The following is a 15443-nucleotide window of genomic DNA, read 5'->3' as shown; positions in this document are numbered from 1 at the left end:
GCGGAGGCGCTCTGCCACCGGCCTTGCCGGACCCATAACGACAACAAAGGAGTCTCCTCATGCCTCTCGCCCGCCGCACCTTTCTTGGCGTGTCCCTGGCCGCCTCGGCCGGTCTGGTCGCCAGTCGCGCCCTGGCCGACGACAAGTTTGGTCTCACCCGCAACTGGGAAGGCAAGCCGCCCATTGTCATGCCCGATCCCGCCTGGGAGATCCACGACCAGGCCTTCAAGGGCCGCCTGGGCAATGCCTTCGTCGAGCGGCTGTGGTCCGGCGGTCTCTGGACCGAAGGGCCGGTATGGATGGCCGACTGGCGCTGCCTGCTGTTCAGCGACATCCCCAATGCCCGGGTGATGCGCTGGAGCGCCGACGACGGCCATGTCAGCGTCTATGACGACCAGTCCCACAACGCCAATGGCCATACCCGTGATCGCGAGGGCCGGTTGATCAGCTGCGAGCACGACAGCCGCCGCGTCACTCGCCGCGAGTTGAACGGCAGCGTCACGGTGCTGCTCGACCGCTTCGACGGCAAGCCGCTGAACGCCCCAAACGACGTGGTGGTCGGCGCCGATGGCGCCATCTGGTTCACCGATCCGGGCTACGGCATCCTCGGCGCCTACGAGGGCCACAAGGCCGAATTCGAGCTGCCCACCAACGTCTATCGCATCGATCCCCAGGGCAAGGCCACGGTGGCGGCGGGGGATTTCGGCCGCCCCAATGGCCTGGCCTTCGCCCCCGACGGCAAGCGGCTCTACATCAGCGACACCGCTGGCGGCGGCAATCCCGGCAAGCCCAACCACCTGCGTGCCTTCACGCTGAAGGATGACGGCACCTTGAGCGGCGGCGAGGTGCTGATCGATGCCAAGGAGCAGGGCGTGATCGACGGTTTCCGCGTCGACAGCGACGGCAATCTCTGGTGCAGCTGGGCCGGCTCGGCCGAGCAGAACAGCGTGCGGGTCTTCAATCCGAGCGGTCAGCCGCTGGCCACCCTGCACCTGCCGGAAACCGTCTCCAACGTCGAATTCGGCGGCCTCAAGGGCAATCGCCTGTTCATCACCGGCGGCGGTTCGCTCTATGCCACCTATGTGAACGCCCAGCCCGCGCGGCTCTGGTAAGGGCCTCTCACCGGCCGAACCAAGGGTCGTTGGACAGGTCTGTAACAAGCGGATACGGAACGACCCGCGACAACAAGATCGCCCACAAGGCGAGCGAGGAGCCTCAGTCATGAGCAACACCACTACCAATGCCGACGGTCACGTCACCGAAAAGGCCCAGCCTAAGGCGATCTTCGCCTGCCTGATGGCCGCCCTGGCCGGTCTGATGTTCGGCCTCGACATCGGCGTCATTTCCGGCGCCACCAAATTCATCCAGCAGGAATTCCAGATCTCCGACCAGGTGATCGAATGGATCGTCTCCAGCATGATGGCCGGTGCCGCCCTGGGCGCCCTCGGCGCCGGCTCGCTGTCGGCCAAGCTGGGTCGCAAAAAGTCGCTGATGCTGGGCGCCGTGCTGTTCGTGATCGGCTCGATCCTCTGTGGCCTGGCCACCTCGCCGACCATGCTGATCTTCGCCCGCTTCCTGCTCGGCCTGGCCATCGGCATCGCCTCCTTCACCGCGCCGCTGTACCTGGCCGAGGTGGCTCCGGAAAACATCCGTGGCTCGATGATCTCGCTGTACCAGCTGATGATCACCGCCGGCATCCTGCTCGCCTTCCTCTCCAACACCGCCTTCAGCTACTACGAAGCCTGGCGCTGGATGCTCGGCATCATCGCCATCCCCGGGGTGCTGTTCCTGATCGGCGTCTTCGCCCTGCCCGACAGCCCGCGCTGGCTGATCATGGCGGGTCGCCGCGAGGAAGCGATCAAGGTCCTGCACCGGCTGCGCGGTGACGAAAAGGTCATCCAGCAGGAGGTCGCCGAGATCGAAGAGCAGCTCAAGGTCCCGCAAAAGGGCTGGTCGCTGTTTAAGGAGAATCCCAACTTCCGCCGCTCGGTAGGCCTGGGCGTACTCCTGCAGGTGGTGCAGCAGTTCACCGGCATGAACGTGGTGATGTACTACGCGCCGCGCATCTTCGAAGGCATGGGCTACGACACCGCCGCCCAGATGTGGTTTACCGCCGCGGTCGGTCTGACCAACGTGCTGGCCACCTTCATCGCCATCTTCCTGGTCGACAAGTGGGGCCGCAAACCCATCCTCTATACCGGTTTCGTGGTCATGGCCGTGGGCCTGGGCGTGGTCGGCACCATGCTCGGCATGGGCAACCTGAGCCATGGTCAGCAGACCTTTACCGTGGTCATGCTGCTGATCTTCATCGTCGGCTTCGCCATGTCGGCCGGTCCGCTGATCTGGACCCTGTGCTCGGAAGTCCAGCCGCTCAAGGGCCGCGACTTCGGCATCGGCTGCTCCACCTTCACCAACTGGATCGCCAACATGATCGTCGGCGCCACCTTCCTGACCATGCTGGGCACCCTGGGGCAGGGCACCACCTTCTGGATCTATGCCGGACTGAACGTGGTGTTCATCTTCCTGGTGTTCCTGCTGGTACCGGAAACCAAGGGTGTCACCCTGGAACGCATCGAACGCAATCTGATGCAGGGCAAGCGCCTGCGCGATCTCGGTCAGTAGCTTCGCGCGTAATAAAAAACGCCCGGCAATGCCGGGCGTTTCTATTAGCGATCCCAGTGCTTGTGTCTGTGCTTGGCGTGCTTCCAGCCCTTGCCGGGATGGTCGCGATAGCGGCGATCGTCGCGACCGCTGTCGCCCAGGTTGTTGCCCAGGGCACTGCCGGCACCGCCACCCAGGGCCGCACCCACCAGGCCACCGGTGCTGCCACCGACTCTATTGCCGATCACGTTGCCGCCCGCCGCGCCCAGACCGCCGCCGATGGCGGCCTCGGTCCGATTGCGCCGGTCAGCGCCCAGTACACCACCTGCTGCACCGCCCACGCCGGCACCGATGGCCGCACCGGTACTGCCGCCGACCTGCTGGCCGACCAGAGTACCGAGCACACCACCCACGGCGCCGCCGAGTCCGGCTTCGGTATTGCCCGCATAAGCCGGGGCAACGCCCGCCAGGGCAAGCAACAAGAACAGGGCTGAAGGTTTCATGGAGTCCACTCCGTGGTAGAGACGAGCCGATCCTCGGCAAAAATCGCTGCCCTGGCAAGTACCGAACGGTCGTTTGAATGGTAAAGGTTGTCTTTACCCAATCCTTTGATTTCCCTGAACAAACCTATACGCGAAGAGCGGGTCTCGCACCTTTGATGGCGTCTGGAACAGGGTCTGCAGCCTGGCGCGAGCTGGTCTAGACTCAAGACGATCGCGCTGCCAGGGGGGACTCCATGATCCGCGCTCGTCTGTTGTCTGGCTGTCTCCTGTTTCTTGCCAGTGCCAGCGTCTCGGCCTGGGAATACACCCTCATCGCCCCCGACAAGCCGGTGCAGAACTGGAGCATCAGCAGCGATCGCCTGGGTCTGCGCGATGGCCTGGTCTTTACCGTCGGCATGCACCGCCTGAGTGGCGGGCGCCAGGAGGGCTCGGTGCTGATCGAGATCGATACCGGCGCTATGCAACTCACCGTGGTGGCGACCCGCGGCATGAACGTCTTGCGCGCCCAGGCCGGCACCCTGCGACTGGGCTGGGATTCCCCGGTACGCGAGGTGGTCAATCCGGCCTTCGTCAATCTGGAAAGCCGCAATGGCCTGGGCTGGCTGGAAGGCTTCAACGAACTGGTGGCGCGTGCCGGTTTCGAGTGGGTCGGCCATCCGGGCCTGGACCGGGGGCAACTGCTGACCCTGCATGGTCGGGCCAGCTACCTGCCGGCCAGCCAGGTGGTGCTGACCATCGACGAACAGCCGCCGCACCGCATCAGCCTCAGGGGCGTGCTGCACGAAGAGGCCTTCAAGCAGGCCAACTTCCGCATCGACACCGAACTGGTTACCCACGCGGGGGCCACCGGTTTCACCCTGCACGACCGCCTGACCAACCAGGGGGCGCATACCGCCGAGTACCAGGTGCTCTATCACAGCAACTTCGGTCCGCCGCTGCTCGGCGAGGGCTCCCGGTTCGCCGCTCCGGTGCGGGAGGTGTCACCCTTCGATGCGCGGGCACGCCAGGAGCTGGGGGAATGGCAGGCCTATCGCGCGCCCACGCCGGGCTATGGCGAGACGGTCTACAACCTCTATCCCTGGGGCGACGATCAGGGGCGCAGCCTGGCGGTGCTGCACGATCGCAGTGCCCACCAGGGCGTGGCGCTGGCCTTCAATGTGCGGGAGCTGCCGGTCTTCACCCTGTGGAAGAACACCGATGCCACGGCCCAGGGCTATGTCACCGGCTTGGAACCGGGCACCAGCTTTTCCTACAACCGCGGCCAGCAGCGGGCGCTGGGGCTGGTGCCGCGGATCGAAGCCGGCGGCACGCGCGACTTCACCCTCGATTATCGGTTGCTGGCCACCGCCGCCGAGGTCCGGCAGGCGTTGGCGCAGGTCGAAGGCATTCGCCACGGACGGCCGACTAGGGTGCGGGAGGCGCCGCTGGCCCAGGAGCCCTAGCGGTAGGGCTAGCGCCGCGCGGGCAACGGCCGGGTGCGACCGCTGCCATCGATGGCGACAAAGACGAACACCGCCTCGGTCACCTTGCTCCATTCGCTGGACAGCGGATCGTCGCTCCAGACCTCGATGAGGATCTGGATGGAGCTGCGGCCCACCTCCAGGGTGTTGGTATAGAAGGAGAGCTGTGCGCCCACGGGCACCGGCGTCATGAAGGCCATGCGGTCGATGGCCACCGTGGCCACGCGGCCAGCCGCCAGGCGACTGGCCATGGCGCTGCCGGCCAGGTCCATCTGGGCCACCAGCCAGCCGCCGTAGATGTCGCCGAAGCCGTTGGTCTCGCGGGGCAGAGCGGTGATCTGCATGGCCAGGTCGCCCTGGGGGATGGGATCTTCTTGTTCGAGCTCTTCGATCATGACAGGGCCCTCGGGAGCCCGGATAGGTAGGTAACGTTCAGCATCTGCACGCAAGAATGCTGCCAATCTCTCTGGGGAGATCGTTAGGGGGCTACAGTATAACGCCTGGGGCAGGGCGGCTCGACCGCTTTTGCACCAGCATGGAACAGTCATGGCTCGGCAGATGAGCCCTGAATGGGCACTGAATGAATAGCGGAAATTCCTTGCAGATTTGCTATCGTGGAGACCGTGCACGGCCAGGCAATCCAGAGGGTCGTGCACGTCCGATGATCAGGTAATGATCGGTAGACCTGCTGCTGCCGTGCTCCACAAGAGCGCAGGCGGCGCGGTGCAGGTCCGGCGCCCATCCGGCGACCCGCCCGATCCCTGCCAGCCGCCCCAGGCGGACGGTCACTCGGGGCCGCGTCTTGTCCGCTACACCCGGAGGGATGCCAGAGGCCGAATTTCCTTTGCGCTCCTCTCTTGTCCGGGATCCTCGATGAAACTGCAATCCGCCTCCGCGCCGCTCACGTCGCGCCCTCTGGGCCGCAACGACTACAAGACCCTCTCGCTGTCCGCCCTGGGCGGTGCGCTGGAGTTCTACGACTTCGTCATCTTCGTCTTCTTCGCCGCCGTGGTGGGGAAGCTGTTCTTTCCCGCCGACATGCCCGACTGGCTGCGGCAGATGCAGACCTTCGGCATCTTCGCCGCGGGTTACCTGGCACGCCCGCTGGGCGGCATCATCATGGCCCACTTCGGTGACCTGCTCGGGCGCAAGAAGATGTTCACTCTGAGCATCTTCATGATGGCGCTGCCGACCCTGGGCATGGGCCTGATGCCCACCTACGCCCAGATCGGCGTGGCCGCGCCGATCCTGCTGCTGGTGCTGCGCATCATCCAGGGCGCGGCCATCGGCGGCGAGGTGCCCGGTGCCTGGGTGTTCGTCTCGGAACACGTCCCCGGCAAGCACGTCGGCTATGCCTGCGGCACCCTGACCGCCGGCCTCACCTTCGGCATTCTGCTCGGCTCGCTGATGGCGACCCTGATCAATACCGTCTTCACTCCGCTGGAGGTGGCCGACTACGCCTGGCGCTTCCCCTTCATCATCGGCGGTGTCTTCGGCCTGTTCTCGGTCTACCTGCGCCGCTGGCTGCACGAGACGCCGGTGTTCGCCGAATTGGCGATCCACAAGTCGCTGGCCGAGGAAGTGCCGCTCAAGGCGGTGCTGCGCGACCATCGCAGCAGCGTGATCCTGTCCATGCTGCTGACCTGGATGCTCACCGCCGGCATCGTGGTGGTCATCCTCATGACCCCGACCCTGCTGCAGACCCAGTACGGCTTCTCCGCCGCCATGGCGCTCAAGGCCAACAGTCTGGCCATCGTTTTCCTGACCCTGGGCTGCATCGTTTCCGGCGCCCTGTCCGATCGCTTCGGCAGCGGTCCGGTGTTCATCGTCGGCGGGCTGATCCTGGCGCTGGCCAGCTGGTCGCTCTATGCCGGTCTGAAGGTCCATCCGGAATGGCTGTTCCCGCTCTATGCCTTTGCCGGTGCGGCGGTCGGCGTTATCGGCGGCGTGCCGCGGGTGATGGTGCTGGCCTTTCCGCCCAAGGTGCGCTTCTCGGGGCTGTCGTTCTCCTACAACGTCGCCTACGCCATCTTCGGCGGCCTGACGCCCATGGTCGTCACCCTGATGCTCAAGGAGCATCCGCTGGGCCCGGCCTGGTACGTCATGGGGCTGGCCCTGCTGGGCGTGGGTATCGGCTGCTACCTGCTCAGCCGCGAGCGCCGCGCCGCAGCCCTGGCGCCCGCCTGACCCCGACCGGTCGCGCCGCCCGCACCGGCGGCGTGAACGGGTTCGCCAGGCCGACCCGCCAGGGCGACCTCGGCATGGCCAAAAACGCCATCCCCACAGACGCCGTGCTTCGCGAGGACTAGGCTCGAACCGCTAGAGCCAGTCCAACAACAACAGCGAGGTGCAACATGTCCGGTAATCGTGGCGTCGTCTATCTGGGCGCGGGCAAGGTCGAGGTGCAGACCATCCCCTACCCGAAGATGGAAACCCCGCAGGGCAAGCGTATCGACCACGGCGTCATCCTGCGCGTGGTCTCCACCAATATCTGTGGTTCCGACCAGCACATGGTGCGTGGCCGGACCACCGCGCCCGAAGGCCTGGTGCTCGGCCACGAGATCACCGGTGAGGTCATCGAAGCGGGCCGTGACGTCGAGACCCTCAAGGTCGGCGATCTGGTTTCGGTGCCCTTCAACGTCGCCTGCGGTCGCTGCCGTACCTGCAAGGAGCAGGACACCGGCGTCTGCCTGACCGTCAATCCCTCGCGCGCCGGCGGTGCCTATGGCTACGTCGACATGGGCGGCTGGGTCGGCGGCCAGGCCGAATACGTGCTGGTCCCCTATGCCGACTTCAACCTGCTCAAGCTGCCGAATCGCGATGCGGCCATGGAAAAGATCCGTGACCTGACCTGCCTGTCCGACATCCTGCCCACCGGCTACCACGGCGCCGTCACCGCCGGCGTCGGCCCGGGCACCAGCGTCTATGTGGCCGGTGCCGGCCCCGTGGGCCTGGCCGCTGCCGCCTCGGCCCGCCTGCTGGGCGCCGCCGTCGTCATCGTCGGCGACGTCAATCCGGTGCGCCTGGCTCACGCCAAGGCCCAGGGCTTCGAGATCGCCGACCTGTCCCTGGATACTCCGCTGCACGAGCAGATCGCCGCGCTGCTGGGCACGCCGGAAGTGGATTGCGCCGTGGATGCCGTCGGCTTCGAAGCCCGTGGCCATGGTCACGAAGGCGCCAAGAGCGAGGCTCCGGCCACGGTGCTGAACTCGCTGATGGGCATCGTGCGGGTGGCCGGCAAGATCGGCATCCCCGGTCTGTACGTCACCGACGATCCGGGCGCGGTCGACGCCGCCGCCAAGCAGGGTGCCCTGAGCATCCGCTTCGGTCTGGGCTGGGCCAAGTCCCACAGCTTCCACACCGGCCAGACCCCGGTGATGAAGTACAACCGCCAGCTGATGCAGGCCATCATGTGGGATCGCATCAAGATCGCCGACATCGTCGGCGTGCAGGTGATCACCCTGGACGAGGCCCCGCGCGGCTACAGCGAGTTCGATGCGGGCGTACCGAAGAAATTCGTTATCGATCCGCACAAGCTGTTCAGCGCGGCCTGACCATCGCGGCGAGGGTTTTGTCCGGGAATGCTGGCCATTTGGCATTCTCGGGCAAAGCCTGCAGTCGTTTGCCACACCAAAGGGTCTACCCTCGCAGCGTCCGATTCGGGCGCTGTTTTTTTTGGTGCTACAGACGAGGCCAGTATGACCCCGAATGTCCTTTCGACCCTTCGCCGTATCCTCCCCTCACTGCTCGTGGCGTCCGTGCTGCTGCTGGGCAGCAACCTGGCCCGTGCCGAGGGCGGTGTGTCCTTTCGCTTTGCCGAAGAAGGGCAGGGCTGGATGTTGCGCGGCCCGGTCGATGTCCTCAAGTGGCCCTTCGTCTATGACCGCAGTCGTGAACGCGTGCGCAACACCCTGGTACGGCTGGACGGCGATACCCAGGTGCGGGTGATCGAGACCCGCTCCTTCCAGCGCTGGAAGCGCATCGAGCTGCAGCAGGATGGCCGTACGGTGCTGGGCTGGGTGGAAAGTTACAGCGTGCCCGAAGCCATGCGCCTCGACTGATCGGGAGCAAAAGGCCACCGCCACCAGTCACACCTCTGGTATCCCACTCATTCCAGAGGAGCGACGCATGTCCGCGATCACCCGTCTTCAGCTCAACGACGGTCACCACATTCCGCAATTTGGTCTGGGGGTCTGGCAGACCCCGGCCGAAGAGACCGCCCAGGTGGTCAAGACGGCCCTCGACCTGGGCTACCGACACATAGATACCGCTGCCATCTACGGCAATGAAGAGGGTGTCGGCAAGGCCATCGCCCAGGCCGGTCTGCCGCGTGACGAGCTGTTCGTCACCACCAAGCTGTGGAATGCCGACCAGGGCTACGACAGCGCCCTGCGCGCCTTCGACACCAGCCTGGCCAAGCTGGGCCTGGAGCATGTCGACCTCTACCTGATCCACTGGCCACTGCCGGAAAAGGGCTTGTTCCTCGACAGCTGGAAGGCGCTGATCGAATTGCGCAACCAGGGTCGGGTGAAGTCCATCGGCGTATCCAACTTCCGTCAGGCCGATATCGAGACGCTGCTGACCGAGACCGGCGTGGTGCCGGTGGTCAACCAGATCGAGTGCCATCCGCTGCTGCAGCAGCAGGAGTTGCGCGACTTCAACACCTACAAGGGCATCGCCACCGAGGCCTGGAGTCCGCTGGCCCAGGGTGGCGAGCTGCTCGGCAGCCCGGTGCTGCAGCAACTGGCCGCCAAGCACGGCAAGACACCGGCCCAGGTGGTGCTGCGCTGGCATATCCAGCTCGGCAATATCATCTTCCCCAAATCCAAGACGCCCAAGCGCATCGAAGAGAACATGCAGATCTTCGACTTCACCCTGGACGACGAGGACCTGCGGCAGATCGCCGGGCTGAATCAGGACAAGCGCCTCGGTCCCGATCCCGCCACCTTCAACGGCTGACGTGCATGGGGCGCCGCGATGAGCGGCGCCTCTGTATGCCTGGCGTGCAAGGCGCCAGTGCCTGTATGCTGCGCGGCCCTTTCGGGACCCCTCATGCCGGAACGGCATAGGGCAGGCGACAGCGGCATTAGACATACCCCGTTACCCTCTGGCAAAAGTGTGACGCCTTGGTGCTCCTCGTCCTTTTCGAGCACCGTTTCCGCAGCCTGAACGCACCCTCCACGTTGGCGTTGCATGCGCTTTGCGCATCACGACCCGGCACGGTGACGTTCGTCCCGAACTCCATCCAAATAGAACAAAGGTGTCGGTACATGACCAAGCCCAAGCTCAGCCTCGCGTGGCAGATCCTTATCGGCCTCGTGCTGGGGATCGCCGTCGGCGCACTGCTCAATCACTTCAGCGCCGAGAAGGCCTGGTGGATCTCGAACGTCCTCAAGCCGGCCGGCGACATCTTCATCCGGCTGATCAAGATGATCGTGGTGCCCATCGTCATCGCCACCCTGGTGGTCGGCATCGCCGGCGTCGGCGACTCCAAGAAGCTCGGTCGCATCGGCCTCAAGACCATCCTCTACTTCGAGATCGTCACCACCCTGGCCATCGTCGTCGGCCTGTTCTTCGCCGACAGCGTGCAACCCGGTGCCGGCATCGACATGAGCACCCTGGGCACCACCGACATCTCTCAGTACCAGAAGACCACCGCGGAAGTGCAGCATGACCACGCCTTCATCGCGACCATCCTCAACCTGATCCCGTCCAACGTCTTCGCCGCCGTCGCCCGTGGCGAGATGCTGCCGATCATCTTCTTCGCGGTGATGTTCGGCCTGGGCCTGGGCGCCCTGCCGGAAGCCACCCGCGAGCCGGTGGTGCGCGTCTTCCAGGGCATTTCCGAGGCCATGTTCAAGGTCACCCACATGATCATGAACTACGCCCCCATCGGCGTCTTCGCGCTGATCGCGGTGACCGTGGCCAACTTCGGCTTCGCCTCCCTGCTGCCGCTGGCCAAGCTGGTGGTGCTGGTCTATGTCGCCATCGGCTTCTTCGCCCTCGGCGTGCTGGGTCTGGTGGCCAAGCTGTTCGGCTTCTCGATCTTCCGCATCATCCGCATCCTCAAGGACGAGCTGATCCTGGCCTATTCCACCGCCAGTTCGGAAACCGTGCTGCCGCGCATCATCGAGAAGATGGAGGCCTATGGCGCGCCCAAGGCCATCACCAGCTTCGTGGTGCCCACCGGCTATTCCTTCAACCTGGACGGCTCCACCCTCTACCAGAGCATCGCGGCGCTGTTCATCGCCCAGCTCTATGGCATCGACCTGTCGCTGAGCCAGCAACTGCTGCTGGTGCTGACCCTGATGGTCACCTCCAAGGGCATCGCCGGCGTACCGGGCGTCTCCTTCGTGGTGCTCCTGGCCACCCTGGGCAGCGTCGGCATTCCGCTGGAAGGCCTGGCATTCATCGCCGGTGTGGATCGCATCATGGACATGGCGCGCACCGCCCTGAACGTGATCGGCAACGCCTTGGCCGCGCTGGTCATCGCCAAGTGGGAGGGCCTCTACGACGCCGAGAAGGGCGCCGCCTACTGGGCAGCCCTGCCGCACCTGAAGAGCACCGCCAAGGTCGAGGAGCGTCTTCAGGCCACCCGCGGTGAAGCCCTGCGTGATTGAGTGGATCGTGAGTTGAATCCAGAGCCCGGCCGGTGTGGTGTTTGAGAAGTTCGCGCAAGAATTGGTGAGTGATTTTTTGGTCTGGGCCAGGCGCCGCGACGAGTCATAGCAGAGCTATGGCAAGGAGTGGCAACGCCGACCAGGCCGAAAAAGCGCCGCCAAAAATCGTGCAGTCAACTTCTCAAGCACCACACATCGCCGGGCTCCGTCGTTTCAGCGGTCGAGAATGGCCGCGTAGCCTTCGCGATAGCTGGGGTAGCGGGGCGTCCAGCCCAGCGCCCGGGCGCGGGCGTTGCTGCACCTCTTGCTGCCGGCGCGGCGCAGCTGGGCTTCGTCGGACCAGAAGGTGATGCCCAGGCGCGCCCGCAGCCAGTCCACCACCTCGTCCAGCGGCGCCGGATCGTCGTCCACGCCCAGATAGAGCGCTTCCAGGGCGATCCCTTCGCGATCCCGCTGCAGCAGCAGCGCCAGCAGGCCGGCGGCGTCCTCGACATGGATGCGATTGCCATACAACGGCGGTTCGCGGGTCACCCGGGAGCCCTCGCGCACCTGGCGCAGCAGCGCCTCGCGGCCCGGTCCGTAGATACCGGTCAGGCGGACCACGCTGGCGGGCAGGCCGCTGCCCAGCGCCAAATCCTCCGCCTCGCGCAGGATGCGCCCGGAAAAGCGCTCGGGTTCGGCGGGGGCGGTCTCGTCGACCCAGGCGCCATCGCCCTGGGCATAGACGCCGCTGCTGGAGACGAACAGCAGGCGTTGCGGATGCTGGTCGCAGGCGGCCAGCCAACCCAGCAGGTGGCGCAGGCCATCGACATAGGCGGCGCGATAGCCGGCTTCGTCATGGTGGGTCGCGGCGGTGGCATAGACCACCTGGTCAAGGGGCTCCCGCGGCCAGGCGGCCGGTGGCGTGGGGACGGCCAGATCGCCCGCGACCGGCAGCAACTGGGCGGGGAGGGCGGCGACGTTGCGTCTGAGGCCGAAGACGCGATGGCCCTGGGCGACCAGTTGCAGACCAAGACGGCTGCCGACATCGCCGCAACCGGCGATCAGGATGGTGCTCATCGGTGTTTCCTTCTGCAAAGGCCTGGACAGACGGCCAGGGTAGCCTGCGCCCGGCTGTGGTCCAACCCGGGAGAACAGGCAGCTGCCCGTCGCGCTTGGCCGTTGATAGAGACAGCCGCTAAGATTGGCCGGCACCCCATGGAATTTGACTATGACCCTGACTGAACTGCGCTATATCGTCACGCTCGCCCAGGAACAGCACTTTGGCCGAGCTGCCGAGCGTTGCCACGTCAGCCAGCCGACGCTGTCGGTGGGCGTCAAGAAGCTCGAGGACGAGCTGGGCATTCTGATCTTCGAGCGCAGCAAGAGTGCCGTGCGCCTCACCCCCACCGGCGAGGGCATCGTCGCCCAGGCGCAGAAGGTGCTGGAGCAGGCCCAGGGCATCCGCGAACTGGCCCAGGCCGGCAAGAACCAGCTCACCGCGCCGCTGAAGATCGGCGCCATCTATACCATCGGGCCCTATCTCTTTCCGCACCTCATCCCGCAGCTCAACCGCGTGGCGCCGGAGATGCCGCTGTACATCGAGGAAAACTTCACCCACCTGCTGCGCGACAAGCTGCGCACCGGTGAGCTGGATGCCGTCATTCTCGCCCTGCCGTTCAACGAGCCGGACGTCCTGACCCTGCCGCTGTACGACGAGCCCTTCTACGTGATGATGCCGGCGCGGCACCCCTGGACCAAGCTCAAGACCATTCCGCAGAACCAGCTGAGCGACAAGAGCCTGCTGCTGCTGGGCGAAGGCCACTGCTTCCGCGACCAGGTCCTGGAAGCCTGTCCGACCGTGCGCAAGCACGAGGAAAACAAGAATTCCACGGTGGAGTCGTCTTCGCTGGAAACCATCCGCCACATGGTGGCCTCGGGCCTGGGCGTCTCGGTGCTGCCGTTCTCGGCGGTGGAGAGTCACCACTATGCCCCCGGGATCATCGAGGTACGGCCCTTCGAGCGGCCGGTGCCCTACCGCACCGTGGCCATCGCCTGGCGCGCCAGCTTTCCGCGGCCCAAGGCCATCGAGGTCCTGGCCGACTCGGTCCGCCTGTGCTCGGTGGCACGGCCTGAAGCCAAGGGCGTCGTGCAGCCGGCATGAGTGAACTGGCCGCGACGCCGGTCACCGCCCTCAAGGGGGTCGGCGCCGCCCTGCAGGAGAAACTCGCGCGGGTCGGCCTGGAAACCCTGCAGGACGTGCTCTTCCACCTGCCGCTGCGCTACCAGGACCGCACCCGCATCGTGCCCATCGGCGCCCTGCGGCCCGGCCAGGACGCGGTGGTGGAGGGCATGGTCGCCTCCGCCGAGGTGCTCATGGGGCGTCGGCGCAGCCTGCTGGTGCGCCTGCAGGACGGTAGCGGCACCCTGTCGCTGAGATTCTTCCACTTCAGCCAGGCGCAAAAGGACGGCCTCAAGCGCGGCACCCTGCTGCGCTGCTATGGCGAGGTGCGCCCCGGCGCCTCGGGCCTGGAGATCTACCATCCCGAATACCGCGCCCAGGACGAGAACGCCCCGGCGCCGGTCGAGCAGACGCTGACGCCCATCTACCCGACCACCGAAGGCCTCACCCAGCTGCGCCTGCGCCAGCTCAGCGCCCAGACACTGGAGCGGCTCGGGCCCGAATCCCTGCCCGACTGGCTGCCGCCGGAGATGGCCGGGCACTACCGTCTGGGGCCGCTGGCCGATGCCCTGCGCTATCTGCACCGACCGCCGCCGGATGCGGACCTGGAAGAGTTGGCCGAGGGTCGCCACTGGGCCCAGGAACGGTTGGTCTTCGAAGAATTGCTGACCCACCAGTTGTCCCTGCAGCGCCTGCGCGAAACCCTGCGCGCCCAGCGTGCGGTGCCCCTGCCGGCCGCTCGCCGGCTGCCGCAGCTGTATCTGGACAACCTCGGCTTCACCCCCACCGGTGCCCAGCAGCGCGTCGGCCGCGAGATCGCCCATGACCTGGCCCAGCCCGAGCCCATGTTGCGGCTGGTGCAGGGCGACGTGGGCGCGGGCAAGACGGTAGTCGCTGCCCTGGCCGCCCTGCAGGCCATCGAGGCCGGCTACCAGGTGGCGCTGATGGCGCCCACCGAAATCCTCGCCGAGCAGCATTTCCTCAACTTCCAGCGCTGGTTCGCCGCTCTGGACATCGAGGTGGCCTGGCTGGCTGGCAAGCTCAAGGGCAAGGCCCGCGCTAGTTCCCTGGAGCGCATCGCCGCCGGGGCGCCCATGGTGGTGGGCACCCATGCGCTGTTCCAGGACGAGGTACGCTTCGCCCGCCTGGCGCTGGTGGTGATCGATGAACAGCACCGCTTCGGCGTGCAGCAGCGCCTGGCCCTGCGCCAGAAGGGCGTCGACGGCCGCCTGGCACCGCACCAGCTGATCATGACCGCCACCCCCATCCCGCGCACCCTGGCCATGAGCGCCTATGCCGACCTGGACACCTCGGTGCTCGACGAGCTGCCGCCGGGACGGACGCCGGTCAATACCGTGAGCGTCACCGACAGCCGTCGCGAGGAGGTGGTGGAGCGGGTCCGCGCCGCCTGTCACGAAGGGCGCCAGGCCTACTGGGTCTGCACCCTGATCGAGGAATCCGAGGAACTCACCTGCCAGGCGGCCGAGACCACCTACGAAGAATTGCAGCTGGCCCTGGCCGAATTGCACGTCGGGCTGATCCACGGGCGCATGAAGCCGGCGGAAAAGGCCGCGGTAATGGCCGAGTTCAAGGCCGGCAATCTGCAACTGCTGGTGGCCACCACGGTGATCGAGGTCGGGGTGGATGTACCCAATGCCAGTCTGATGATCATCGAGAATCCCGAACGCCTGGGTCTGGCCCAGCTGCACCAGTTGCGCGGGCGCGTCGGACGGGGCAGCGCCGTGAGCTATTGCGTGCTGCTGTTCCATCCGCCGCTGTCGCAGATCGGTCGCGAGCGGCTGGCTATCATGCGCGAGACCAACGACGGCTTCATCATCGCCGAGAAGGACCTGGAATTGCGCGGCCCGGGCGAGATGCTGGGGACCCGCCAGACCGGTCTGCTGCAGTTCAAGGTGGCCGACCTGATGCGCGACGCCCACTGGCTGCCGGCGGTCCGGGATGCCGCCCAGGAATTGCTGGCGCGCTGGCCGAGTCATGCCGGTCCGCTGCTGGAGCGCTGGTTGCGCCACGGGCAGCAATACGGCCAGGTTTGACAAAGCTTATACAGACGACGCTACCTGCGGAGCCGAATGGTTAT

Annotated in this window: 13 protein-coding genes; 10 read left to right on the top strand and 3 right to left on the bottom strand. The window is 66.0% G+C overall.

What is annotated here, in order from left to right; genetic code table 11:
- Positions 1-59 precede the first annotated feature (59 nt).
- Both BGI51_RS06205 and BGI51_RS06200 read left to right on the top strand, forming a co-directional pair.
- Entirely contained in the window at positions 60-1112 is a 1053-nt protein-coding gene (locus BGI51_RS06205) for an SMP-30/gluconolactonase/LRE family protein (RefSeq protein WP_133860030.1), read from the top strand.
- A 109-nt stretch (positions 1113-1221) separates the two neighbouring features.
- Positions 1222-2622 carry a sugar porter family MFS transporter gene (locus tag BGI51_RS06200; protein WP_064309180.1) on the top strand — a complete coding sequence of 467 codons (1401 nt, stop codon included), beginning with the start codon at positions 1222-1224 and terminating at the stop codon, positions 2620-2622.
- 44 nt (positions 2623-2666) lie between these two features.
- On the opposite strand, the gene BGI51_RS06195 is transcribed toward BGI51_RS06200, so the two are convergent.
- Positions 2667-3104 (bottom strand): hypothetical protein, encoded by a 438-nt coding sequence (locus BGI51_RS06195; RefSeq protein ID WP_017642352.1) that lies wholly within the window; start codon positions 3102-3104, stop codon positions 2667-2669.
- Positions 3105-3337: 233 nt separating this feature from the next.
- On the opposite strand from BGI51_RS06195, the gene BGI51_RS06190 reads away from it, so the two are divergent.
- A complete protein-coding gene (locus BGI51_RS06190) occupies positions 3338-4546 on the top strand; it encodes an aldose 1-epimerase family protein (protein ID WP_252977217.1) in 1209 nt (402 codons plus the stop codon).
- 8 nt (positions 4547-4554) lie between these two features.
- Here BGI51_RS06190 and BGI51_RS06185 read toward each other — a convergent pair whose 3' ends face one another.
- Positions 4555-4956, bottom strand: coding sequence for an acyl-CoA thioesterase (locus tag BGI51_RS06185; protein WP_026083995.1), 402 nt, complete (start codon positions 4954-4956; stop codon positions 4555-4557).
- Between the two features lie 481 nt (positions 4957-5437).
- On the opposite strand from BGI51_RS06185, the gene BGI51_RS06180 reads away from it, so the two are divergent.
- The 5 genes from BGI51_RS06180 to gltP all read left to right on the top strand — a co-directional run bounded on the left by BGI51_RS06180 (position 5438) and on the right by gltP (position 11184).
- Positions 5438-6751, top strand: a complete 1314-nt coding sequence (locus tag BGI51_RS06180) for an MFS transporter (protein ID WP_187980600.1) — start codon at positions 5438-5440, stop codon at positions 6749-6751.
- Positions 6752-6918: 167 nt separating this feature from the next.
- The gene (gene fdhA, locus BGI51_RS06175) at positions 6919-8118 is read left to right on the top strand and encodes a formaldehyde dehydrogenase, glutathione-independent (RefSeq protein ID WP_133860026.1); all 1200 of its coding nucleotides are present in this window, start codon (positions 6919-6921) and stop codon (positions 8116-8118) included.
- 144 nt (positions 8119-8262) lie between these two features.
- Positions 8263-8625 (top strand): hypothetical protein, encoded by a 363-nt coding sequence (locus tag BGI51_RS06170; RefSeq protein ID WP_187980599.1) that lies wholly within the window; start codon positions 8263-8265, stop codon positions 8623-8625.
- Positions 8626-8692: 67 nt separating this feature from the next.
- Positions 8693-9523 carry an aldo/keto reductase gene (locus BGI51_RS06165; protein ID WP_133860024.1) on the top strand — a complete coding sequence of 277 codons (831 nt, stop codon included), beginning with the start codon at positions 8693-8695 and terminating at the stop codon, positions 9521-9523.
- Positions 9524-9834: 311 nt separating this feature from the next.
- Complete coding sequence (gene gltP, locus BGI51_RS06160; protein WP_187980598.1) at positions 9835-11184, top strand: glutamate/aspartate:proton symporter GltP; 1350 nt, start codon at positions 9835-9837, stop codon at positions 11182-11184.
- Between the two features lie 213 nt (positions 11185-11397).
- On the opposite strand, the gene BGI51_RS06155 is transcribed toward gltP, so the two are convergent.
- Positions 11398-12243 (bottom strand): NAD-dependent epimerase/dehydratase family protein, encoded by an 846-nt coding sequence (locus BGI51_RS06155; RefSeq protein ID WP_187980597.1) that lies wholly within the window; start codon positions 12241-12243, stop codon positions 11398-11400.
- A 151-nt stretch (positions 12244-12394) separates the two neighbouring features.
- Here BGI51_RS06155 and BGI51_RS06150 point away from each other — a divergent pair, with 151 nt between their 5' ends.
- Together BGI51_RS06150 and recG are read left to right on the top strand one after the other, a co-directional pair.
- Positions 12395-13327, top strand: coding sequence for a hydrogen peroxide-inducible genes activator (locus BGI51_RS06150; RefSeq protein WP_133860021.1), 933 nt, complete (start codon positions 12395-12397; stop codon positions 13325-13327).
- On the top strand, positions 13324-15399 hold the full coding sequence (gene recG, locus BGI51_RS06145) for an ATP-dependent DNA helicase RecG (RefSeq protein ID WP_187980596.1): 2076 nt from the start codon (positions 13324-13326) through the stop codon (positions 15397-15399). The genes BGI51_RS06150 and recG overlap by 4 nt, the downstream gene beginning before the upstream one ends.
- The last annotated feature ends 44 nt before the right edge of the window (positions 15400-15443 follow it).

Source organism: Pseudomonas oryzihabitans (assembly GCF_014522265.1).
In the GTDB taxonomy this organism is placed as follows: domain Bacteria; phylum Pseudomonadota; class Gammaproteobacteria; order Pseudomonadales; family Pseudomonadaceae; genus Chryseomonas; species Chryseomonas aestiva.
Note: the sequence above shows the minus strand (reverse complement) of the source record. Positions and strands in the feature narration are given on the sequence as shown.